This is a genomic window from Thermoanaerobacter uzonensis DSM 18761 (assembly GCF_900129115.1).
Classification (GTDB): Bacteria; Bacillota; Thermoanaerobacteria; order Thermoanaerobacterales; family Thermoanaerobacteraceae; genus Thermoanaerobacter; species Thermoanaerobacter uzonensis.
The window spans coordinates 195,507-218,556 of the sequence record NZ_FQUR01000009.1 but is presented as its reverse complement, the minus strand read 5'-3'; the positions used below and the strand labels follow the sequence as shown (position 1 = coordinate 218,556).

Annotated in this window: 21 protein-coding genes, 8 tRNA genes and 4 pseudogenes; 28 read left to right on the top strand and 5 right to left on the bottom strand. The window is 32.5% G+C overall.

All coding sequences use genetic code 11. The features are described 5' to 3' along the window. The first annotated feature begins 19 nt into the window (after positions 1 to 19). The 8 genes and pseudogenes from BUB32_RS05730 to BUB32_RS05690 all read left to right on the top strand — a co-directional run bounded on the left by BUB32_RS05730 (position 20) and on the right by BUB32_RS05690 (position 2,396). A tRNA-Asn gene (locus BUB32_RS05730) sits at positions 20 to 94 on the top strand. 6 nt (positions 95 to 100) lie between these two features. Then, positions 101 to 175 (top strand) — tRNA-Glu (locus BUB32_RS05725). Between the two features lie 5 nt (positions 176 to 180). Further along, positions 181 to 256, top strand: a tRNA-Ile gene (locus tag BUB32_RS05720). A 23-nt stretch (positions 257 to 279) separates the two neighbouring features. Next, a tRNA-Asp gene (locus BUB32_RS05715) sits at positions 280 to 356 on the top strand. A 9-nt stretch (positions 357 to 365) separates the two neighbouring features. Beyond that, positions 366 to 441, top strand: a tRNA-Phe gene (locus tag BUB32_RS05710). A 29-nt stretch (positions 442 to 470) separates the two neighbouring features. Beyond that, positions 471 to 545 (top strand) — tRNA-Thr (locus BUB32_RS05705). Between the two features lie 126 nt (positions 546 to 671). Further along, positions 672 to 1,707, top strand: a pseudogene (locus BUB32_RS05695) (IS3 family transposase). 242 nt (positions 1,708 to 1,949) lie between these two features. Continuing rightward, the gene (locus BUB32_RS05690; RefSeq protein ID WP_072968214.1) at positions 1,950 to 2,396 is read left to right on the top strand and encodes a gamma-glutamylcyclotransferase family protein; all 447 of its coding nucleotides are present in this window, start codon (positions 1,950 to 1,952) and stop codon (positions 2,394 to 2,396) included. A 548-nt stretch (positions 2,397 to 2,944) separates the two neighbouring features. On the opposite strand, the pseudogene BUB32_RS05685 reads toward BUB32_RS05690, so the two are convergent. Continuing rightward, positions 2,945 to 3,357 (bottom strand): annotated as a pseudogene (locus tag BUB32_RS05685) (transposase); the annotation flags it as partial. Positions 3,358 to 3,390: 33 nt separating this feature from the next. On the opposite strand from BUB32_RS05685, the gene BUB32_RS05680 reads away from it, so the two are divergent. The 5 genes and pseudogenes from BUB32_RS05680 to BUB32_RS13340 form a co-directional block, all read left to right on the top strand. Then, the gene (locus tag BUB32_RS05680) at positions 3,391 to 4,761 is read left to right on the top strand and encodes an MATE family efflux transporter (RefSeq protein WP_072968226.1); all 1,371 of its coding nucleotides are present in this window, start codon (positions 3,391 to 3,393) and stop codon (positions 4,759 to 4,761) included. Positions 4,762 to 4,965: 204 nt separating this feature from the next. Then, positions 4,966 to 5,124: a hypothetical protein gene (locus tag BUB32_RS12950; RefSeq protein WP_200773854.1), complete on the top strand. Its 159-nt coding sequence runs from the start codon at positions 4,966 to 4,968 to the stop codon at positions 5,122 to 5,124. A 360-nt stretch (positions 5,125 to 5,484) separates the two neighbouring features. Beyond that, a pseudogene (locus BUB32_RS05675) lies at positions 5,485 to 6,825 on the top strand (cation-translocating P-type ATPase); the annotation flags it as partial. Between the two features lie 32 nt (positions 6,826 to 6,857). Beyond that, complete coding sequence (locus BUB32_RS13345; RefSeq protein ID WP_084726984.1) at positions 6,858 to 7,034, top strand: cation transporting ATPase C-terminal domain-containing protein; 177 nt, start codon at positions 6,858 to 6,860, stop codon at positions 7,032 to 7,034. Positions 7,035 to 7,039: 5 nt separating this feature from the next. Then, positions 7,040 to 7,135: pseudogene (locus BUB32_RS13340) on the top strand (hydroxyethylthiazole kinase); the annotation flags it as partial. Between the two features lie 121 nt (positions 7,136 to 7,256). On the opposite strand, the gene BUB32_RS05665 reads toward BUB32_RS13340, so the two are convergent. Together BUB32_RS05665 and BUB32_RS05660 are read right to left on the bottom strand one after the other, a co-directional pair. Then, positions 7,257 to 8,105, bottom strand: coding sequence for a 2-oxoacid:ferredoxin oxidoreductase subunit beta (locus BUB32_RS05665; RefSeq protein ID WP_072968213.1), 849 nt, complete (start codon positions 8,103 to 8,105; stop codon positions 7,257 to 7,259). Beyond that, positions 8,102 to 9,781: a 2-oxoacid:acceptor oxidoreductase subunit alpha gene (locus BUB32_RS05660; RefSeq protein WP_072968211.1), complete on the bottom strand. Its 1,680-nt coding sequence runs from the start codon at positions 9,779 to 9,781 to the stop codon at positions 8,102 to 8,104. The genes BUB32_RS05665 and BUB32_RS05660 overlap by 4 nt, the downstream gene beginning before the upstream one ends. Before the next feature lie 279 nt (positions 9,782 to 10,060). Between BUB32_RS05660 and BUB32_RS05655 the strand changes: the two genes are divergently transcribed. From BUB32_RS05655 to BUB32_RS05645, 3 genes are all read left to right on the top strand, one after another. Beyond that, positions 10,061 to 10,555, top strand: coding sequence for a ferritin-like domain-containing protein (locus tag BUB32_RS05655; protein ID WP_072968209.1), 495 nt, complete (start codon positions 10,061 to 10,063; stop codon positions 10,553 to 10,555). Positions 10,556 to 10,570: 15 nt separating this feature from the next. Beyond that, on the top strand, positions 10,571 to 10,945 hold the full coding sequence (locus tag BUB32_RS05650) for a class II SORL domain-containing protein (protein ID WP_072968207.1): 375 nt from the start codon (positions 10,571 to 10,573) through the stop codon (positions 10,943 to 10,945). A 67-nt stretch (positions 10,946 to 11,012) separates the two neighbouring features. Further along, on the top strand, positions 11,013 to 11,501 hold the full coding sequence (locus tag BUB32_RS05645; protein WP_143152791.1) for a ferritin-like domain-containing protein: 489 nt from the start codon (positions 11,013 to 11,015) through the stop codon (positions 11,499 to 11,501). Between the two features lie 20 nt (positions 11,502 to 11,521). Here BUB32_RS05645 and BUB32_RS05640 read toward each other — a convergent pair whose 3' ends face one another. Further along, positions 11,522 to 12,301 carry an exodeoxyribonuclease III gene (locus BUB32_RS05640; RefSeq protein ID WP_072968205.1) on the bottom strand — a complete coding sequence of 260 codons (780 nt, stop codon included), beginning with the start codon at positions 12,299 to 12,301 and terminating at the stop codon, positions 11,522 to 11,524. A gap of 225 nt (positions 12,302 to 12,526) precedes the next feature. Here BUB32_RS05640 and BUB32_RS05635 point away from each other — a divergent pair. The 7 genes from BUB32_RS05635 (at position 12,527) to trxB (ending at position 16,220) form a co-directional block, all read left to right on the top strand. Next, positions 12,527 to 12,612 (top strand) — tRNA-Tyr (locus BUB32_RS05635). A gap of 3 nt (positions 12,613 to 12,615) precedes the next feature. Next, positions 12,616 to 12,691 (top strand) — tRNA-Lys (locus BUB32_RS05630). A 118-nt stretch (positions 12,692 to 12,809) separates the two neighbouring features. Continuing rightward, a complete protein-coding gene (locus BUB32_RS05625) occupies positions 12,810 to 14,330 on the top strand; it encodes an FAD-dependent thymidylate synthase (RefSeq protein ID WP_072968203.1) in 1,521 nt (506 codons plus the stop codon). 17 nt (positions 14,331 to 14,347) lie between these two features. Continuing rightward, positions 14,348 to 14,662: a MazG-like family protein gene (locus tag BUB32_RS05620; RefSeq protein WP_003868493.1), complete on the top strand. Its 315-nt coding sequence runs from the start codon at positions 14,348 to 14,350 to the stop codon at positions 14,660 to 14,662. 80 nt (positions 14,663 to 14,742) lie between these two features. After that, the gene (locus tag BUB32_RS05615) at positions 14,743 to 14,925 is read left to right on the top strand and encodes a spore coat protein (protein ID WP_072968201.1); all 183 of its coding nucleotides are present in this window, start codon (positions 14,743 to 14,745) and stop codon (positions 14,923 to 14,925) included. A 15-nt stretch (positions 14,926 to 14,940) separates the two neighbouring features. After that, entirely contained in the window at positions 14,941 to 15,216 is a 276-nt protein-coding gene (locus tag BUB32_RS05610) for a spore coat protein (protein WP_072968199.1), read from the top strand. A 56-nt stretch (positions 15,217 to 15,272) separates the two neighbouring features. Further along, positions 15,273 to 16,220, top strand: coding sequence for a thioredoxin-disulfide reductase (gene trxB, locus BUB32_RS05605; RefSeq protein ID WP_268807549.1), 948 nt, complete (start codon positions 15,273 to 15,275; stop codon positions 16,218 to 16,220). A 29-nt stretch (positions 16,221 to 16,249) separates the two neighbouring features. On the opposite strand, the gene BUB32_RS05600 is transcribed toward trxB, so the two are convergent. Then, positions 16,250 to 17,233, bottom strand: a complete 984-nt coding sequence (locus BUB32_RS05600) for a LysM peptidoglycan-binding domain-containing protein (RefSeq protein WP_072968195.1) — start codon at positions 17,231 to 17,233, stop codon at positions 16,250 to 16,252. A gap of 105 nt (positions 17,234 to 17,338) precedes the next feature. Between BUB32_RS05600 and cwlD the strand changes: the two genes are divergently transcribed. The 5 genes from cwlD to BUB32_RS05575 all read left to right on the top strand — a co-directional run bounded on the left by cwlD (position 17,339) and on the right by BUB32_RS05575 (position 22,994). Beyond that, positions 17,339 to 18,019 (top strand): N-acetylmuramoyl-L-alanine amidase CwlD, encoded by a 681-nt coding sequence (cwlD, locus tag BUB32_RS05595; RefSeq protein WP_072968193.1) that lies wholly within the window; start codon positions 17,339 to 17,341, stop codon positions 18,017 to 18,019. Positions 18,020 to 18,102: 83 nt separating this feature from the next. Further along, the gene (gene ppaX, locus BUB32_RS05590) at positions 18,103 to 18,735 is read left to right on the top strand and encodes a pyrophosphatase PpaX (RefSeq protein WP_042834007.1); all 633 of its coding nucleotides are present in this window, start codon (positions 18,103 to 18,105) and stop codon (positions 18,733 to 18,735) included. Positions 18,736 to 18,753: 18 nt separating this feature from the next. After that, positions 18,754 to 19,698, top strand: a complete 945-nt coding sequence (locus BUB32_RS05585) for an AAA family ATPase (protein ID WP_042833821.1) — start codon at positions 18,754 to 18,756, stop codon at positions 19,696 to 19,698. After that, positions 19,691 to 20,845 carry a DUF58 domain-containing protein gene (locus BUB32_RS05580; RefSeq protein WP_072968190.1) on the top strand — a complete coding sequence of 385 codons (1,155 nt, stop codon included), beginning with the start codon at positions 19,691 to 19,693 and terminating at the stop codon, positions 20,843 to 20,845. The genes BUB32_RS05585 and BUB32_RS05580 overlap by 8 nt, the downstream gene beginning before the upstream one ends. Next, the gene (locus tag BUB32_RS05575; protein WP_072968188.1) at positions 20,814 to 22,994 is read left to right on the top strand and encodes a DUF4129 domain-containing transglutaminase family protein; all 2,181 of its coding nucleotides are present in this window, start codon (positions 20,814 to 20,816) and stop codon (positions 22,992 to 22,994) included. Before BUB32_RS05580 ends, BUB32_RS05575 begins: the two co-directional genes overlap by 32 nt. The last annotated feature ends 56 nt before the right edge of the window (positions 22,995 to 23,050 follow it).

Below are 23,050 nucleotides of genomic sequence, written 5' to 3'. Positions count from 1 at the left end.
CTGCCGGAATTAAAAATATTCCTCAGTAGCTCAATGGTGGAGCAACCGGCTGTTAACCGGTAGGCTGTAGGTTCGAGTCCTACCTGAGGAGCCAAATTGTGGCCCCGTGGTCAAGTGGTTAAGACACCGCCCTTTCACGGCGGCAACATGGGTTCGAATCCCGTCGGGGTCACCAAATATGGGCCTTTAGCTCAGCTGGCAGAGCGGTCGGCTCATAACCGATTGGTCCGGGGTTCAAATCCCTGAAGGCCCACCATTTAAAAAATTAAATAGTAATGCGGCCCAATAGCTCAGTTGGTTAGAGCGCCAGCCTGTCACGCTGGAGGTCGAGGGTTCAAGTCCCTTTTGGGTCGCCATTATGTTATGCCTCGATAGCTCAGTAGGTAGAGCAAGGGACTGAAAATCCCTGTGTCAGTGGTTCGATTCCACTTCGAGGCACCATAATTTTTTTTATGGAGGTTTTAGCTATTGCTGGCGTAGCTCAGTGGCAGAGCAGTTGATTCGTAATCAACAGGTCGTGGGTTCGAATCCCACTGCCAGCTCCAGCATTTATGCGTATTTTAAGGGTATCGACATTGTGTCGATACCCTTTTTGGTGTTAGTATATTATTGTAGACACTTTAACTCTACCAAGATAAAATAAAAATATAAAGAGATGAAGTGTCTACAAAATGCCAAGAGAACAAAGGAAATACAATGATGAATTCAAGAATACTATAGTAGAGTTGTATAACCATGGTAAAAGCCTAGCAGTGCTTTCAAGCGAATATGGCATTTCAAAATCCACAATATCAGGTTGGTTAAAAAAAGCAAAACCAATAAATATAGACAACAAAGGCACAACAATTACAGTAGCAGAATATCAGGCTATGTTAAAGAAGATGGCAAGGCTTGAAGAGGAGAATGAAATATTAAAAAAGCCATGGCCATATTCGCAAAGGAGTAAGCTCTATATTTGAGTTTAATGATGAAAATAAAAAATATCATGATGTTAAATTAATGTGTGAAGTTTTAAAGGTTTCAATGAGCTCCCAAAATTCACAAAATGCTTGTAAATAAAGGCTATGATATAAGTCTTAAAAGAGTCCAAAGACTTATGAATAAATTAGGTATAAAATCTATAATTATCAAAAAGTTTAAACCTTACAGTTCTAACAATAGAGTAGAAGAAAAAGAAAACATTTTAAACAGGGATTTTTCTACCACTACAATTAATCAAAAGTGGGTTACTGATATAACATATATTTATACTGTTAAGGACAAATGGTGTTACCTTGCGACAGTAATAGATCTTTATACCAAGAAAGTCATTGGCTATGCATTTTCTAAAACGATGGATACAGAGCTTGCTATTCGTGCTGTAGAAAATGCTTATAATGCTCAAAACCCACAGGAGGAGCTTATACTCCATAGTGATTTAGGTTCGCAGTATACAAGCGCCAAATTTCAAGAATATATATTATCTAAAGGCAACATAAAACACTCATTTAGTCACAAAGGATGCCCTTATGATAATGCATGTATAGAATCTTTTCATGGTTCTTTAAAAAAAGAAGAAGTAAATTTAGCTACTTACCATGATTTTGATACTGCCAGACTTGCCATATTTGAGTATATTGAATCTTGGTATAATAGAAAGAGACTACATAGTAGTATAGGGTATAGACTTTGCAACAATTTGAGGATTTAATTAAAAAGTCAGCATAAAAATTTCGAGTTTTTGTGTCTACTATATTGACATAGATCCAATTTGTGCTTGAGAAGATATTCTACACATGTTAAAATGCGGACTTGAGTCCAATGAGTGGAAGAAATAATTCCACTTCCTCCTCCATGCTTTAGAGAATTATGTCAAAAATATCGCTCAAAAGCATACTTTCATTATAATTTATGCTTGAACAAAGCGAAAGGATGTGGGTTATTAAAATGACAAAAATAGGTGATAAGATATGAAATACTTTGCCTATGGATCAAATATGAATCCCGAACGGATGAGAGAGAGGGGAGTTAATTTTTCAAACCGGGAACATGCAATTTTGGAAGAATGGAGATTAGAATTTAATAAGATTGCTTCTAGAAATTCTAAAGAAGGATATGCAAATATAGTAGAGGATGAGAAAAGTGTTGTTGAAGGTATCCTTTATACAATTCAGGATTCAGATATAGAAAAGCTCGATAGGTACGAAGGGTATCCAGACCATTATAATAGAATAAAAGTAAGAGTTAAACTAGACGACGGAAGAGAAATAGAAACTATAACCTATATAGCTAAACCAGACAAAGTGAGGGAAGGACTGAAACCAAGCAAAAAGTATCTTAACCATCTCTTAAAAGGATGCGATCTGTTATCGGAAAAATACTGTAAGTGGTTAAAAAGTCAAGAAACTGTGGAATAAACATGATCATGTTGCCTACCAGCAGGCGCCAAGTGGAATGTCACTGTCACCCTAGGAATAATATGGTAAGCAAAAGGATATATGTCACTCACTGTTCAGCTAAAAAAGATGATTCACTCGCAAAACAAAGAAGAAAGTACCCTCGAAAGTTGGTAGAAGAAGTAAGGGAAAGAGGGTTAAATGTGAAATTATTTACCATCTATCTGAAATGGGCGACGAAAATGAGTGAAAATATGAAGGGTTACATGGAATACTGGAGCATTTACCCGCTAATCAAATACTAAATCAAATTAGAGTTGATATCTCGCGGTGGAATTTATTTCCTTGATAATTAATTATTAAAACTTAGGAATGTGCTAAATTAAATAAAATAATAATTACGCACGAAGACAAAAATATGTATGACATACAAATATATAGTAATCAAAACTTACAATCTAATACAAAGGAAGTAGTAAGGAAAAAATAAAAAAGAAGTGGCAAAAAAAGTATAAATATCCTGTAGAAATTAAATATTAAAAAGTGGTATGAATTAGATTCAGTGGAAATTAAGCTGATTGCATCAGACTACTAAGAGATTTAAACTCATCAAATTTACCTAGCTTAATAGTTACAATATCAACAGTAAGCAAAGTAATATGGCCAAAAGTATTAATGTTGCTTACAGAATTAATATTTTTGACATAAGCTTTTTCAAAATCTAGGGCCTTAAAACTAAATTTATTTTTCTGATTCAATTCTTAATTTGTGGACAGCCATAAAAATATAGGGACTCTCTATTAATAGAAGACCTATAATCAGAAGATATAATAGCATACTTAGTACAGCCTCTATGCTTTTTGCCATTAAAATATTTAGGATGCTTTATAGGGCAGGCAGAATCATCCTTAGAATTACAGAACTTGCAAACAAATTTTTGCTTAATAAAACCATTAAAATATTGCTTGCCGTCTTTGAGCATTAAGTGAAAATTTTGGTAGGGAATGGTTTTATAATGATTAGCAATATTAATATTAGGTTAACGAGAAATAAAAACAAAATAAAGAGCATCAACAACATTGCATTCCCGTTAATGGTGAATATGGTCTCAGGCATTTTGATGGGCCTTGTTGGCCAAGCCATGATAGGAAGAATATCATTGGATGCATATGGAGCAGTGGGATTAATAGATAATACATTGTATAGTGTAACTGGTGTATTAGGAATGATTGCTATAGCATTTAATATACATGGAGCACAAAGTTTAGGAAGAAATGATGAAAACGAGTTTTTAAATTTGTTTTCTTTAGGTATGTATGTGAGCATTTTTATTGGAATACTGTTTTTTCTTATATCGATCTTATTTGGCACACATATATTACAACATTTATTTGGAATTAAAGGAAGAGTATTAAAAGAAGCTTTGGATTACTTAAATATATTTAGCCTTTCTGTCGGATTAAATATGATTCTTTTTATGTTTTCTGCCTATTTAAAAGTTAAGAATAAGACTAAATATATTTTCTATGGAAATACTATTTCCAGTATTCTAAATATTATGTTTAGTTATGTTTTAATTTTTGGGAAATGTGGTTTTCCTCAAATGGGAGTGACAGGAGCAGCTATAGCCTCTGTTTTATCACTATCTCTAAATGTGTTAATTTATATTTTTGTAGTGAGAATAGACAAACCACTTAAATTATATAACACAAATTTTAAAAATATAAAAAAACTGCATATTACAGCTTTGCCTCTTATGGGACAGGAATTTTTAGAATCCACCGTAATTACCATAGGTATAAATTCAATATTAGGACGTTTGGGAATTTTAGAATTATCGGCATATACATTGATATTTCAAATAATTAATTTTGCACTTATGCCAATGTACGCATATTCTTCTGCATCTTTGACTTTGGTGGGCAAAGGTAAAGGAGCATCTGATTTGTTTGAGATAAATGATATTCCTAAATTATGCATAATAATATCATTTTTATTTTCGCTATTTATAGCGATAGTAGTTATTATATTTAGAAATAAAGTACCATATATTATAACTGATGATGTAAATTTGATAAAGATGTCATCTTCGTATATAGTTATTGGAATAATTGCAAATGTATTTAATTTACCAGCCACTGTATACAAATACAGTTTACAAGGGATTAATGATGAGATGTGGGTATTTTTAAGTTCTGTTGCACTTAATCTTTTCAGTTTAGGAATTATATTTATTTTGACATTAGTTTTCAGAATGGGGTTATATGGAGTATATATAGGTATTTTCATAGATTATCTATTATTATCAGTTATATTTATTTTGCGCTATAATTTTTCACTTGGTAAATATAGGAAAAATAACCTATCTAAAAAAACGGAAATATAAATTAAAAGCTTTAAATAAACAAGACATAGAAACATTTTGTCTATAATGTATGATGTACGAAATATCCTTAGTCAATCTTCATAATATTGCTTTCAATGTTTATTTTGAAGAAGGTAGTTACATTTTTAATTAATTAAAACTTCTTTTTGTTTTTGCTAATTTTGTGTGTCCACAGAATCAAAAAAGCTTATGTGAATTCTTTTCATGGTTCAAGCAAAGAGAACTTTACTAATTTCTGACCATCACAATAGACTTATACAGGATATTTATCGCCATTTCCGAGAGCTGGTTGGCAAAGGTGGCACCAAAGCAGCAAGAATATTATTAAATCAAGTATTAGATGAATATAGAAATACATGGTGAAGTTAAAACTTGTGTGCGAACTGAGAAAATCTCAAGTGATTTAAATAATTTCTATATTTCAACAATAATCTTAAATGCTTGATTTATCAAGTCTTACAAACATTCTTGACATGTCAAAAAAATTCTGATAAACTACATTTGTATAAATTCGTAATTAACAGGTCGTGGGTTCGAATCCCACTGCCAGCTCCAGTTCATTAATTAGATAGAGTAAAGGGGAGTAACTCTGAATCAATCAGTCGTCATGACGGCTTTGCCCGGCTGATTGAGCAAAAAATGCGAGTGAGACCTTTACTTTGTGGGATACTACAAAGTAAAGGTCTATTTTATTTTGCAAAAATTTTTAAAGGAGGGCTGCTAATGAAAAGATATTGGAATATGGATGTAGAAGAGATAAAAAAAGAATTAGAAACTGATGATAAAAATGGATTGACACAAGAGCAAGCTAATGAAAGGTTATTTAAATATGGTAAAAATGCTTTAAAAGAAAAGAAAAAGAAATCAATATTTTCATTATTTCTTGAACAGTTTAAAGATTATATGGTGTTAATTCTTATTATTGCTTCAATTATATCTTTTTTTCTTGGAGAGACAATAGATGCAAGTATAATATTAGTTGTTGTAATTTTAAATGCATTATTAGGAACAGTTCAGGAAAACAAAGCTGAGAAGTCTCTTGAAGCTCTTAAGAAATTGTCTCAACCTCTTGCAAAAGTAATAAGAGATGGGAAAGTAATGGAAGTTGAAGCATCTTCTCTTGTAATAGGAGACGTAGTATTAATAGAAGCAGGAAATATCATACCTGCAGATGGAAGATTGGTGGAGGCTAAAAACCTTAAAGTAGATGAATCAGTATTAACTGGTGAATCAGTACCTGTTGACAAAGTTGATACTGTAATAGAAAATGAAAATGTACCTTTAGGAGATAGGGTTAATTTAGTGTACATGGGTACTACGGTGACTTACGGCAGAGGTAAATTTATTGTAATTGCTACAGGTATGGATACCGAAATGGGGAAAGTAGCCGGTTTGATAGAAAACGAAAGGAATGTCAAAACGCCACTTCAATTAAAACTTGAAGAATTGAGCAAATATTTAGGAACAGCTGCCATACTCATAAGCGCAATAATATTTGCAATAGGAGTACTTCAAAAAAGACCAGCATTTGATATGTTTATGACGGCTGTAAGCCTTGCTGTTGCAGCGATTCCTGAGGGACTCCCTGCTATTATAACTGTTACGCTTGCACTTGGCGTACAAAAGATGATTAAGAAAAATGCGATAATAAGGAAACTTCCGGCTGTAGAAACGCTTGGCAGTACAAGTGTTATTTGTTCTGACAAAACAGGAACCCTTACACAGAACAAGATGACAGTTGTGAAGCTTTATATTAACGATAGAAAAGTGAATGTAAAAGAAGATGAAGTAAAACAGGAGGACTATTTCCTTTTAAAAAATGCTGCATTATGTACTGATGCTTTTATAGATGAGGAAGGAAAAGGGATTGGCGATCCTACGAAAGTTGCGATTGTTAACCTGCTAAATGATGTGGTAGGCCTAAAAGAAGCCGATATAGAAAAAGAATTTCCAAGAATTGCAGAAATACCCTTTGATTCAGATAGAAAAATGATGTCAACAATACATATTATGGATAAAGAGGACTTTAGATTAATTACCAAAGGAGCACCTGATAATAATCTATTTTTAGGGTAGGATTATTTACAAACAAATACATGATTTTTGCTTTGATAGTGGCAATTTTATTACAGGTTATTTTAATTGTGACCCCAATAAACACTATATTTGGACTTAGGAATATTAATATTTATGACTGGGATATAATTATTACAATGTCAATTCTACCTCTTTTAGTAATGGAAGTAGTTAAATTTTTTAGAAAAGAGTATTGATTGAAGCAACAGTAGAAGCTTTTGTGGCTTTTGGAATAGCAGCAGCGTTTTTTGATGAAATATATAATTTGACAGCAGAGGTGTTAGAAAAAGAAAAATGAATGTACTATAGCAATCTTAGATGTTTTAAATTAATTTTGTTATAAAGAAAATCTCAATAATAAAAACAGGGACAGCTAGTAAAAAATTAATATGAACTGTCCCTATTTTTTGAAATATAAATCAAACAAATTCTTTAATTAATTTTTCCGTATTTTTCGGATTAAGCTCTACATCCACTAAAGGAGGACCGTTTTTTATAAAATCAAATTTTTCTTCATAAGTTTCCTTTTCGACTTTGTAAATTATACCTATTGGAATTTTATCTCCAAATTCCATTGCTTTTTTAAGGGCTTCTTCTTTATTTGTGTAGTCGTAATCTTCTGGTAGATGATATACTCTTTCTTTATACCAAGCAAAAGTATTAACTTTATTCCAGACAACACAAGGCTGAAGAATATCCAGTAGAGCATAGCCTTTATATAATATTGCCTCTTTCATTAGATTTACAAGATGGGGGATATCTCCAGAGAAACCTCTTGCTACAAATCCTGCTCCCATAGTCAAGGCTAAAGCTAGAGGATTTAAAGGTTCTAACTTTACTCCGTCAAATTGCAGAGTAGTTTTTTGACCCTTGGCAGTTGTTGGTGAAGCTTGACCTTTTGTCAAGCCATATATTTGGTTATCGTGTACAAAGTGGGCAATATCTATATTTCTTCTTATTGCATGTATAAAGTGGTTGCCACCTTCTCCATATGTATCACCATCACCGGATTCTACAATTACTTTTAAATTTTTATTTGCTAACTTTATTCCGATGGCTGGAGGCAAAGCTCTTCCATGTAAGCCATTAAATCCATTTACTTTTATATAGTGGGGCATTTTTGCTCCTTGACCTATCCCTGTAACTAAAACCACCTCATGAGGTTCTAATTCTAAATCTTCCAAAGCTTGTTTTAATGCAGTTCTTATCATATAGTTTCCACAGCCAGGGCACCAAGAGGGGTCATAAAGCTTATATTCGCATTTCATGAGAGTACCTCCTTTATTTTTTCGTATACTTCATCACTACTAAAAGGACGGCCATCATATTTTAAAATTTTGTGAGTTGCTTTTATAAGAGCTTCTTGCCTAATCAAACTTTCAAGCTGAGCTGTAGCATTTTGTTCTATATCTATTATTTTTTTAGCGTTTTTGCTTAACTCTAAAAGTCTTTGTGTCGGTAAAGGCCATATATCGCCAAATATTAAGGCTCCTACGGAGATTCCTTCATCAACCAGATTCTCAACAGCTTCTTTTATTGCACCATAAGTCGAACCCCAGCCTATTACTAAATTTTCAGGATTTTCTTTTCCTATAAACCAAGGCTCCTGTATTTCATTTTTTAAATATTCAAATTTTCTAAGTCTTTTTTCTACCATAGATTTTCTTATAACAGCGCTTTCTGTTATGTGTCCCCATTCATCATGTTCATCGCTATCTACTAAAACGATTTGTCCAGGTATTTTTCCAGGCAATATGCGGGGAGATATACCTGTTTGCGTTATTTTGTATCTTTTATACTCTTCCTCTGTTATGGCTTCTTCTCCAGATATATGCCTTTCTATGGTGATTTTATCAAAATCAAAAGGCTTTACAGTTTTTAAGCTATCTGCTAAGTGTTGGTCACTTAAAAGTAAAACAGGAATCTGATATTTTTCGGCTATATTAAAAGCTCTTGCCGTTTGGTAAAAGGCATCTTCTACATCTCTTAAAGCAATTACCATTCTTGCAAATTCACCGTGCCCTGCGTGTATTACAAATTGCAAATCAGCCTGTTCGGTCCTAGTAGGGAAACCCGTTGCTGGTGCAGGTCTTTGCACGTCAATAACTACCACAGGGACTTCAATCATTCCAGCTAGACTAAGAGCTTCTACCATTAGTGCAAAACCACCACCTGAGGAACCTGTCATAGCTCTAACACCAGCATAGGAAGCACCCAATGCCATATTAAGAGCTGCTATTTCGTCTTCCACTTGCTCTACTGCTATTCCCATTTCATTAGAGTGATAGGACATAAAGGAGAGTATTCCAGTAGAAGGGGTCATGGGATATCCACAGTAAAATTTACATCCAGCAGAAATTGCACCTAAGGCCACAGATTGATTTCCATTTATTAGTATATTTTTATCTTCTGATGCTTTTAAAGAAATTTTTGCATCAATAAGGGCATAGCCTCTTTTTAAGGCCTGTAAATTGAGTTCTGCTATATCTTTATTAAACTCTTCTTTTATTGCTTTTTCTCCTATAGAAAAATCTAAATCGAAATATTTAAGAATAGCGCCTAATCCCACTGTTGTAAAGATTTTTTGATTTTTTAGTTCTTTTGCAGTTTCCAAAAGAGGAAGTGCCAACGCTTTTTCTTTTATGCCATCTGAAGGAATATCTTTGTCACATATTATAACACCAGTTTTAGAAAGGTTTTTACGATGGATTTCAATAGTTTCTTTATTTAACGCAAGTATTATATCATTTTTTGAAATATGAGAATGTAAAGGAATATCTGAAAATCTTATTTGTATGAAATTATGTCCACCTCTAATTCTAGACATGTAATCGCTATTGGAAAAGACATAAAAGCCGTGTCTTTTCAAAATCTTTGCTAGAAGATTTGCAGTTGTGTCAATGCCTTGTCCAGCTTCCCCACCAATTAAAATTGTGTAATCCATTTTTCACCTCTCCTTAAGTTATTATTAAATAACATTTTATATTATTATATCATAACTATTTTTCAAAAAGAAATCATTATTTTGTAATATTTTGTCGAATAAAAATTTATAAAAGTTTTTTTGATTTTTAATAATTCTATGGTATAATGAAACTAAAGACGAAGTAAAATAAAATGTTGGATTAAAGTACAAAATAAGATTTTAATATAGTTGATAACTTAGCTAATATGTGTGAAAATAATATAAATTAAAAATAATAAAATTTAGGAGGAGATTTCCGTGGGAACAAAAGGAAGAGAAATAGTGGGGAAAGATGTAGACAAAATTATTGAGGCTCTAAATAAAGCTTTTGCTGATGAGTGGTTAGCATACTATCAATATTGGATAGGGGCCAAAGTTGTCAGAGGACCTATGGGGGGAGCTGTAGCAGCTGAACTTTCAGAACATGCAGGTGAAGAATTAGAACACGCAGAAAAAATAGCTGAACGCATTATCAAATTAGGGGGAACTCCTGTAGTAAAGCCAGAAGATTGGTATAAACTGACCAATTGTGGATATGATGTGCCAGATAATCCGGATGTGAAAGTATTGTTAGAACAAAATATTAAAGGTGAGCAATGTGCTATTGAAGTTTATAATAAAATGCTTTCAGAATTGAAAGATGTTGACCCTGTAACTTATCATTTAATATTAGAAATATTAGAAGATGAAATTGAGCATGAGGAAGATTTAGAGACACTACAGGAAAATATGGAAATGTTTCATAAAAAATGATTAGGAGGGTTTAATATGGGTAAATTTGGTGAATTATATCAAAGTGGAGATTGGAAAGGTGAAAAGCATGTACCTGTAATACATATAAAAGACAAAGTAAAAAAAGGAGAAATAGTAGAACTAAGAGTTAATATTGGAGAGGAGATTCCTCATCCAAATACATTAGAGCACCATATTAAATGGCTGAAGGTTTATTTTTATGGAGAAGGGGATAAATTCCCTGTTGAAATAGGGAATTATGTGATGAATAGCCATGGAGAATACGGCGTTTTTACAGAGCCTGATATAACTATAAAGTTTAAAGTTGAAAAATCAGGTATAATTTATGCTACAAGTTATTGCAATATACATGGTCTATGGGAAAACAGCAAAAAAGTAGAGGTTGAATAATAAATTATAGGGCTTTCATCATAAAAAATGAAAGCCCTTTGACATTATTTTGAAAGGGTGATTCAAAGTGACAAATGTAGAATTTGTAATTCAGATGGAGAAAGATGGTGAAAAATATTACAAAGAACAAGCACAAAAGAATAAAGGGAATGAATTGGAAAATTTATTTTTAGATTTAGCTAATGATGAGAAAAAACATGCAGAAATAATTGAAAATTGGGCTAAAAAGAATATATACGATTTAAAGGAAAGTGAAATAATAAAGAAATTTACTAATGTGTTTAAAAATAAAGATGAGATTAAAAGTAATGTAAGATTTAAACCTGAACAACTTGAAATATATCAATTCGCTTTAAAGATAGAAAATGAAAGTATAGAATTATATGAAAAAATGTTAAAAGAAGCAAATGATGATTTGGAAAAAAGACTTTTTGAATTTTTAATAAGTGAAGAAAATCGTCATAAAGAGATTTTTGAGAATCTAATTGACCATGTAAGAAAGGCAGAGGAATGGGTAGAATCAGCAGAATTTGGTATAAGGAAAGATAAGTATTAATAAACCCCAGTTGGGGTTTATTAATTTTCTATGAGTTCATCTTTTAAGAGTAAAACAACAGGGCAATGATCACTTCCTAATATTTCTGAATGAATTTCTGCATCAATTAAATAATCTTTTAACCTTTCTGAAACAATAAAATAGTCAATTCTCCATCCTATATTTTTTTCTCTTGCGTTATGCATATAGGACCACCATGTATAGGTATCTTTTTTATCTGGATAAAAATATCTAAAAGCATCAATGAATCCAGAGCTTAATAGAATTGTAATTTTTTCTCTCTCTTCATCTGTAAAACCTGCATTTCTTCTATTAGCAGATGGATTTTTTATATCTATTTCTTTATGGGCTACATTTAAATCTCCGCATAAAATTATAGGTTTTACAGAATCTAATTTTAGCAAATAATTTCGAAAGTCTTCTTCCCATTCCATTCTGTAAGAAAGTCTTGTCAATCCTCTTTGAGAATTAGGAGTATAGGTATTTACTAAGTAAAATTTTTCATATTCCAACGTTATAACTCTTCCTTCATTGTCATGTTGAGGGATGCCTATTCCGTAGTTAACGGATAAAGGTTTATATTTTGTGAATACAGCAGTTCCTGAATAAGCCTTCTTTTCAGCAAAATTCCAAAAAGCGAAATAACCTTCTAAATTAAGTTCTTCAAGGTCTGTCTGATAGGGCTGTAATTTGGTTTCTTGTATACAAAAAATATCAGCATTTACTTTTTTGAAATAATCCATAAACCCTTTTTGCAAGCAGGCCCGTAAGCCATTTACATTCCATGAAACAAATTTCATATTTTTTCCTCCAATATTTTTGAGTTGCTATGTATTAAAAACTATGTGATTACTATCTTAATTATATAGAAAAACAAAAATAAATCAAATTCCAAAATTGTTTACATATTTTTACACAAAAATAACTGCATAAAAGCCCTTTACAAATAGAATTCTATATGATAAAATAAGCTACGTGATTTTTATTAAAGATTCAAGCAAAACTTTTTATTGTTTTAAAAATGTGGAGGGATACCCAAGTGGCCAAAGGGGGCAGACTGTAAATCTGTTGGCTGTCGCCTTCGATGGTTCAAATCCATCTCCCTCCACCATATGACCCATTAGCTCAGGAGGTAGAGCACCTGCCTTTTAAGCAGGGTGTCCCGCGTTCGAGTCGCGGATGGGTCACCAGTTGTAAAAAACAGTTATCAGTGATAACTGTTTTTTGTTTTTTACAGCAAAAGTTTATGGTATAATAATATAAAATGTCGAAAAGGTCGGTTTTATAATTTTGAAGGGAGTTTTTGACATGAAAATGAGAAAATTGACTCCTGAAGAGGAGAAGCTTTTAGAAAATTTTGTGACAGACGTATACGGACCTGTCTATTTTATACATTCATTGCCGGAGTTTATCATTCCACCTATAAATTCGAAGGTAAGTAGAAGAGATACCAGCTGGAGGCTTAATATACTTGAGTCTTTGACAGATGGAGATTTAAACATAACTGACTACATCCCCAAACATAACATACCTTTAGAAAAAGCAATACAAAAGGCGAAAGAATTTCACGAAAAGTGGGTTGAAAGATTTGGACATTCTTCTATTGCTGAGCAGCATTTAATGCACTTGTGCGTGGAAGATGTCTCAAGGCATTTGTCAGGAGATATTGAACTTATGAACAGGCGGCCTGCCTTTATAGAGTGGAGCCAAAGGTATCAAAAGCCTACAAGAGATAAAGTAGTGATACCAAAAGAATTAGAAGGGAAGCCTGATTTGAAAGAAAAGTTTTTAAAAGTCTGGAACAACTCCTATGATGCCTATGAAAAACTTGTAGAAGTTTTGACAGAATATTTAGCCAGAGCGGAAGAGAAAAAAGAGGGGGAAAGTGAAGAAAGATTTTACAATAGGATTAGTAAAATTGCCTTTGAAGATGCAAGATATGCACTTCTTCTAGCTACCAAGACAAGTTTTGCAGTAGCTTTAAATGCCTTAGATTTACAGGATATAGTGAGAAAACTTTTCGCGCATCCTACTAAAGAGGCAAAGTTATTAGCCGAAAGAATAGTAGAACAAGGGGAAAAAATTGCACCAAGCATGTTACGACATACAACTCCTACTGTTTATCAATTAAAAGTTTACGATAGATTAAAGAATTTAGCAAGTATTGTAAAGGAGGATGAGCTTTCAGATTCAGATGAGGATGTCATTTTAATAGACTATACAGGGAAAGATAGTGAATATTCTCCGGTAGATATTGTAATTATGCATATTTTATTTACATATTCAGGTAAAAGTTTTGAAGCGGTGAGAAAAACAGTGAAGGAGATAAACGAAGAGGGGAAAAGTAAAATCTTGCAGCAGGCAGTTGAAGATATAGGGGAATTTGACCATTTAATAGAGGCATTTAAATCGGTCAGATTTAAATTTCAATTAAAGATAAGTGAAGCTAATTGGCATCAGCTTTTAAGGCATAGAACTATTGTCTTTGATTGCGGTGAACCGACAGTTGAAAATGGTTTTGTTATTCCTCCAAATATCGAAAAAGCAAAGGCTTCCGAAATTTTAATAAAAGCGATAAAGGCTTCAGAGGAATTGTTTATAGAATTAAAAGAAAAATTGCCTGAAGTAAGTCCTTACGTGGTAACAAATGCACACAAACGCTTGGTTCTTATGAATGCTGATTTATGGGCTTTTGATCATTTTGCAAATTTAAGATGCACTAATGAAGCTCAGTGGGATATAAGGAATGTTTCTTTTAAGATGCTTGATTTGATTAAGGAAGTAGCGCCCCAGTTAGCAACCTTTATGGCAAGGCGAAAAAAAGCTTAAAAGATGGAGATGAAATCATGAAAACCAGCTTTAAAGAAATAAGTTTGCCAAAGCTTAATAATTTGACACCCTCACTGGAATCTACTGCCCTTAAATTAATGGAAGAAGCGGGAGAATTGGCACAAGCTATAGGAAAATTTAGAGGTTTAAACGGAGAAAATGTCACTTTAAGCGAAAAAGAGATAATGGAAAAAATTTCAGAAGAACTTTTAGATGTTGCTCAAGTCGCAGTTTCAATGATGTTTGTCTTGGAAGAAAAGTATAATATAAATATTGAAGAAAAACTTAAAGAACATATCGAAAAATTAAAAAGGAAAGGGTATATAAAATAAAAAATATGCAGAAAAACTCTGCATATTTTTTGTTTTTGTGCACATATTAAAAATGAAATTTGATAAAAAGGAGGATATGTATGCAACTATCAACCAAAGAATTACTTTATTTGGATGATATTTTATCATTACAGCAAAATATGACAAAAACTTTAAACGATTATGCTACAAGATGTCAAGATCCACAGCTTAAAGCTTTATGCCAAAATCTTGCAGATAGATGTCAAAACAATTTCAATTCTTTGCTAAAACATTTAAGTTAGGAGGAGTGTAAAAATATGTATGGGAGTACGCAAATTAGTGACAAGGATATTATGATGAATGTACTGGGCAATTACAAATTAGCAATAGAAATGTTCAGCCATGCAGCAGTCGAGTCTGCAAATGAAAGCATAAGAAGAGAATATATCAATCTTTTAAATTCTACTTTAGAAGATCAAAGGACAGTTTGGAATTCTATAAATCAAAGAGGATGGTATCCTGTCAAACCGGCTCCACCTCAAGATATACAAGAGGCAAGGAACAAATTTAGACAACCCGTTGGGATGATGTAAATATAAAAAGTTTGTGATATAATAATGGAAGTAGTGTTTTTACTGCTTCCATTATTATATTTTATTTTCAAAGGAGGAGTGATTTTATTATGTACGATCTAATTATTTTAGGAGGAGGTCCTGCGGGACTTACTGCTGGATTGTATGCTGCAAGGTCAAGGCTTAAAACGGTACTTATTGAAAAAACTTATCTGGGAGGGCAAATAGTAAATACTTATCAGTTAGAAAATTACCCCGGTTATGAAGAGATAAGTGGTGCTGACCTTATTGCTAAGATGGAGGCACAGGTGAGAAAACACGGCCTTGAGATTGTTAATGAAGATGTTGAGAGCCTAGATATTACAGGGGATGTAAAGAAAGTTAAGACTTCTAATAAAACTTATGAAGCAAAAGCTATTATTTTAGCGATGGGCGCTACACCTAAAAAGTTAGGTGTTCCAAACGAGGATAGATTTATAGGGGCTGGTATCTCCTTCTGTGCTACCTGTGACGGAGCTTTTTACAGAGATGCCACAGTGGCAGTTATAGGCGGAGGGAATACAGCAGTAGAAGATGCGTTATACCTTACTAAATTTGCAAAAAAAGTCTATATAATTCATAGAAGAAATGAACTTAGAGCTACGAAAATTGAACAGGAAAAAGCCTTCGCAAATGAAAAAATTGAGTTTGTTTGGGATACTGTAGTAGTTGATGTAGAAGGAGAGTATGGAGTAGAAAGACTCAAACTTAAAAATGTTAAAACAGGTGAAGAAAGTACTTTAGATGTAGAAGGAGTTTTTGTGGCTATTGGCTATTCACCAAATACAGAATTAGTGAAAGGGATTGTGGAACTTGATGAATATGGATATATCATGACAGATGATGATATGAGGACAAATATACCTGGAGTTTTTGCAGCTGGAGACATAAGGCATAAATCTTTAAGACAAGTTATAACGGCTGCTGGAGATGGTGCAACAGCAGCTTATGTAGCAGAAAAATATATAGACAGCGTCAAAAAATAGTCAGGATTTTTCCTGACTATTTTTTGACTTTATTCTTCTTTGCTTTCTTCTTGTTCTGCATTTATTTCTTGTACTTCTTGGTTGTAGGCTATTTCCTGTGAAGATGTAGGAATTATAATTCTCTGACCGGGATAAATCAAATTAGGGTCTTTAATATCTGCATTTGCCTTTAATATAGCGTCTACTGTTGTATTGAAAGTTTTTGCTATATTCCATAAAGTGTCACCAGGTTTTACTATATAAACTTTTCCTGGTGGTGTAGGAGTAGTAACAGGAGGAGTTCCAAACAAGAGTGCATTCCATGTCACATTATCGACAATTCCTGTTACTGGAAGTCCTCTGCTTTGCTGATACGCTTTTACGGCTTCTTCTGTTTTTCTTCCAAAGATACCATCAATAGGACCAGGGTCAAAGCCCAAAGATTTTAGTCTTGCTTGCAAGTTTACTACAAAGGGGCCCTTATCTCCAATCTTTAGTGTGGGATATTCAATGGGTGGCGATGTAGGACAAGGAATTATTAATGTTTGTCCAGGGTATATCATATTTGGATTTATTAAATAGTTTGCTTTAATTAGCTCCTCCAATGATACTCCAAATTTTTGTGCTATAGTCCATAAAGTATCTCCTGGCTGTACTGTGTAATAAGTTGGACAAGGCTTTTGTGCGGGAGGCGGTGAAGGTAGTGGTGGTTGTGGTGCGATTATTTTTACTCCAGGGATGAATAGCTTTTGACCCGGATATATTGTATAAGGGTATGTGAGATTATTTGTATAAATGATAGTTTCGTAAGGAACATTAAATTTTTGAGCAATAAGATATAGAGTATCTCCAGGCTGGACAGTATAATAACTTCCTTGTACTGGAATAATAAGCCTTTGTCCAGGATATATTAAAGATGGATTTATAATGTTGTTTCTTGTGATTATAGCGTCAACTGAGGTGTTAAATTTTTTAGCAATTGAAAATACCGTGTCTCCTGGTTGTACTACGTATGTGAATTCTAAAGTGACCATATTTTTACCCCCTTCCTTTAATCATAATATGTGGATTTTATTATTAAGTGACATATAAACTTTTTTAGATGAATAATTTTTACTAAAAGATAAGGGGATGGGGACATGGTATTTAAAAGATGGATGATGTTTTTACTAATAGTAAGTTTAATAGTAGGGCTATATAGTTTTAAAAAAGGGTATTATATAGCTGCTTTTAAAACTGTTCCAATAATGAATAAAGTTGTTGTCATAGATGCAGGACATGGAGGACCAGACCCTGGCAAACCTGGAAGATATGGAAAAGATGAGGATGAGTTAAATCTTGAAATTGCTCAAAAATTAAGAGAACTTATTGAAGAAAGTGGTGGTATTGTAGTGATGACAAGGGAAGACGACACTTTGTCAGATAGTTCTCTTTCAAAGGATTTAAAAAATAGAGTGGTAAAAGCAAATGAAGTAATAGCAGATGTTTTAATTAGTATTCATTTAAATAGTTTTAGTCAATCTAAATACAAGGGGGCACAGGTATTTTATCAAAATAACTCTGAAAAAGGTAAACTATTAGCAGAACTTATTCAACAAGAGTTAAGAAATACGTTAGATCCTAATAACGACAGGATGGCTAAAAGTTCTAATAGTTATTACCTTTTGCGAAACGCTAAAATGCCGGCAGTTATTGTGGAATGTGGCTTTATGTCAAATCCTGAAGAAGAAAAACTTTTAAATGACGAAAATTATCAATATAAAATTGCTTGGGCAATATATAAAGGTTTAATACATTATTTTCAAAAAGTTTCAGAATAGCAAAATTTTTCACTTCATATCTTGTTATGAAGTGATTTTTTTTGTATACTAAAAGAAGAAGAGAATTTATGAAGGGAGATAATATGGGGATAAAAACAGTACTTTTCGATTTAGATGGAACGATTATTGATAGCAATGAACTTATTATTGAGTCTTTTAAATACACAATAGAAAAGCATTTAGGATATACCGTAAAACCGGAAGACGTTACTCCTTATTTTGGAGAACCCCTTCCAATAACTTTAAAAAGATTTAGCCAAGACAAATGGGATTTAATGCTGGATACTTATAGACAATACAATGAGTTTAATCATGATAAATATACCAGAATAAGAAAAGATGTAAAAGAAGCCCTTGAACTCATGTATAAAAATGGAATTAAAATGGGTATAGTTACATCTAAGAGGAGAGAATTGGCTATAAGGGGGTTAAGGCTTTTTGACCTGGAAAAATATTTTAAGGTAATTGTGGCATTGGAGGACACAGAAAAACATAAGCCAAATCCGGATCCAATTTTGAAAGCTTTGGAACTACTCAATGCTAATAAAGAAGAGACTTTAATGGTGGGAGACAGTCCTTATGACATATTATGTGCTTCTAATGCTGGAGTAAAAAGTGCGGCTGTTAAATGGACAATCTTGCCCTTTAATCTCTTAGAGGAAGCAAAACCGGATTATGTCATAAATAATATGCTGGAAATTCTAAAAATAATTTGAATATATGGTGGGGTAAAAATGGAGAATATTGCTGTAGAAAAAATTATAGAGAATATAGAAAAGGTAATAATAGGAAAAAGAAAAGTTATTGAACTTGTGGTAATAGCTTTATTGGCTGAAGGGCACGTCCTAATTGAGGATGTTCCCGGTGTAGGAAAAACTTCTTTAGTTAAGGCTTTGGCTAAATCAGTAAATCTTAAATTTAAACGAATACAATTTACACCGGACCTGTTGCCTTCAGATGTTATAGGCATAACTATTTACAATCAATTAAAGAATGACTTTGAATTTAAAGCAGGTCCTATAATGAGTCAGATAGTTTTAGCTGATGAAATCAACAGAACTTCTCCTAAGACTCAATCTAGCCTTTTGGAGGCAATGGAAGAAAGACAAATAACTGTTGATGGGGTTACTTATTCTTTACCTAAGCCTTTTATGGTATTGGCTACCCAAAATCCAATTGAATATGAAGGGACTTTTAGATTGCCAGAAGCTCAATTGGACAGATTTATGATAAAAATAGAGATAGGTTATCCCGATGAATATCAAGAAATGAGGATTTTAAAAAATTTTGAGAAAGAGGACCCTTTAGAGTCTCTTTCTCCAGTAGCCGATGCTGAAGACATAAAGGAAATGCAAATGAAGGTAAAGTCTGTCTATGTAGATGACTTGGTCAGAAATTATATTGTCACATTAGTTGCTAATACCAGAAAAAGCAAAGCAATAAGGTTAGGTGCAAGTCCAAGAGCTACTGTAAATTTAATGAGGGCTGCTCAGGCAAAGGCCTTTTGCGAAGGGAGAAATTATGTTTTACCAGATGATGTAAAAGAATTAGCGGTACCTGTGTTATCTCATAGAATCATTTTAAAAAATGAAGAAAGATTTGAAGGATTGGACGAGAAAATGTTTATTAAAAATATTGTAGATACCACAAAGGTGCCGGTGATAAAAAGATATGCATAATAAAATTTTCCTTTTATTGCTCCTAATAGTTTCTTTTGCCTTTGCCATTTTTAGCGGTGGGAAAATACTTTATTTGCTTGTCTATGAATTTGCATTTTTTATCCTTTTGAATTACCTGTATATAAGGCATATAAAGAATTCTATATATATCCATGTTATATCTCATAAAAATGAAATTACTGTTGGAGAAGAGATAGCCTATGAAGTAACCTTGATAAACAATAGTTTTTTTCCTGTTTTTAATCTCAAAATTATTGACTATTCTCCACTAAATGCTAAAGTTAAATCAGAAGAATGGTATCTTATGCCTTTTAAAAATAAAAAGGTACAAAAAAAATTTGTGATTACAAAAAGAGGAATATATTTTCTTGGACCTTTTGAAGTAGAGATAAAAGATCCTTTTGGAATTTTTAAGGTAGTAAAGAAATATGATTTTAAATTAAAGTTTGTAGTGCTACCAAGGGTTCATAATATAGAGGTGGAATTGAAGGCAAGACAACAATTAGGGAATATAGAGGCAGAAAATAAAGCTTTTGAGGATTATACTAATATATCGCAATTAAGAAAGTACAATTATGGCGACAGTATTAAAAGGATTCATTGGAAGGTGTCAGCAAAGAAAAGAGAATTCTATGTGAAAGAATTTCAAGTATCCGCGATGAGTGAAGTTTATATTTTGTGGGATTTAGATAAAAACCATTTTGCTATGGATACCCAAGGAATAATGGATGAAAATAGTGCGGAGTGCATGTTATCTATAGCGAAATTTTGCCTTTTGCACGGCATACCTGTAAGTGTTATAGATTACAATACTGGTATGGTTCAAGTGAAAGGGAGAAGGATTAATGATTTTAAAAATTTTATTGAGGTTTCTTTAAGGAATTTTCCAGTTTACGAAAAAAGTCTAGAGGACTTTTTGAGATTATATAAAAGTATTCCCTATGATGTAACTCTTATTTTAATAACTCCTTATTTGAATAATGTAATTTTAGGAGAACTAGTGAATTTAAGAAACAGTAATAGAGAATTAATAATTTATTATGTTAATGACCCAAAAGAAATTGAAGATAAAATTAACAAATTAGATATCGAAGTTGTTTTCTGGGGGAAGAAAGATGTCAAAAGAGCTAAAAAAGAGTTTGCATGAACACATTATGACAATTGCTCTGTCTCTTGTGGTTATATTATCTGCTGTTGGCGGCTTTAGATTTGCATATCCTTTCTATTATCTTTTACTATTAGATATAGCATTAGTAATATTTTTTGCTTTTTTGCTCAAAAGGCCACAACTGATAATATTTTTGCTTACAGGCCTTTTGCTTATAGATGTCATAGTTTTTATCAAATATCGTAGCTTATTAGTGAACATTGTATCTTATATTGATGGTTTTATAAAATGGGCGGATATTTATATGAATTATACAATTTCGCCTCCAGGCTTTGACCTTTTAACAGAAAAATATAGATTTTTTATGATTATAATAACTGTTGTTATAGTAACACTGATTATTACGTTATTAAATATTATCATGAGGAGTTGGTTTTTAACTTTATTTTCAGGAATATTGTTTTTTGTTGTGCAGTGGTATAATTATGTAGATGCTGCTTACTTCTATATGACAGTCTATATTACGCTTTGTTTTATAGATATTGGAATGAAGAACTATTTTAAAAAAGGCAGTGCGAAAGCACCTATTGCAGTTTTTTTGATTGTTGCAATCTTTCTATCTTCTATTACCTCTATCAGCGCTCAATTAATGCCGAAAAACTTTAAACCTATTAAGTGGGAAACATTGAATAATTGGTTTTATGATACTTTTCCTTTTACTAGAGATTGGAGAAATGGCGAAGGCACTAATGATGATTGGTTTGGGGAAACGGTTTTTACTACTTTTGCCAATGAATTAGGCGGAAATGTGAAACCGAGTAATTTTTTAATAATGGAAGTAGAAGCCGATGAAAGCACTTACCTTAGGGGAATGGTCTATGATACTTATACTTATTCCTCAAAAAGTCCTTTAATTTATGATAATTTTTCTAGTAGATGGGAAAATTCTAGACAACAGTATATGTATGTAGAAAGCAGCGATAAAATTCCGCCAACTTTCAGTAATAATGTAAATTTTGAAGTAAAAACTATTACAATAATTCCACTAAAAATTAAGTCAGATTTTCTTTTTTCTCCTTGGCAACCTTATAAACTAAGCTATGATTTTTATTATGAAGTTGATAATTTAAACTTAAGAGCAAAAACCTCTCATGGTACTGGAGAGCCTTATGTTGTTACTTATTTAAAGCCACAAATTGATTTAAATTCACTGAGGCAAAAAGGTAACGAGACTTTAAAAGGTGAAGAAAGAAGAAGATATTTGTCTTATCCAGCTACTCTTCTACCAGAAAGAGTGAAAGATTTAGCTTATTCTATCACAAAAGACAAAAAAACTCTCTATGATAAGGTAAAAGCAGTGGAAGAATATTTAAGACAATACCCCTATTCTTTAGATGTTCCTCCTACTCCTTCGGATAGAGATTTTGTTGACTATTTTTTATTCGATCTAAAAAAAGGATATTGTTCTTATTATGCGACAGCAATGGTGATTATGCTCAGGACAATTGGAATTCCTGCAAGATATGTAGTGGGATTTAGAATGCCGTCAGCACCTAGTAGTGATGGCAAATACAGGATTACCGCTGCTAATGCTCACGCGTGGGTAGAGGTATATTTTGATGACTACGGTTGGATTACTTTTGAACCAACACCTAATTATCCCTCATTAGAATTTCCGATGTCCCTCTCAAATAATAATCACTTAAATTTAGAAAATGATATGGAATTACAACCAGATAACGGGAGTAAAGATTCCCATAGCACAGTCGATAAACTGCAACAAAGTGATAATACGAAGACAACTTCTCAGGAAATTGCTTCTTTTAGTGATAATAGATTTAATATTTTACGTTTTGGCTTAATATTGATAGTGACTTTAGTGACAATAATTTCTTTATATTGGTGGGATCGGAAGAAAAAAATTAATAATTTGGACAATAAGTTTTTGACGATATATTATTATGAAAAAATTGTAAAGTATTTAGCTAAAAAAGGCTTGAAAATGTTAGATACAGAAACTCCTTTGGAATATCAAAAAAGAGTCTTAGGAAATGGATATATAGGTTTCAGTGAAGTTACGCGGATATACAATGAAACAGTTTATGGAGGTAAAACACCTTCTCAAGAAGATATAAGGTATTTAAAAGAATTTATAAAAGGATTAAAAAAAGAAACCAGTTACATCTAAAAAGAATATAAGGCTTATTAATAAATTTGACATAAAGTAGAGAATTCACATATAAT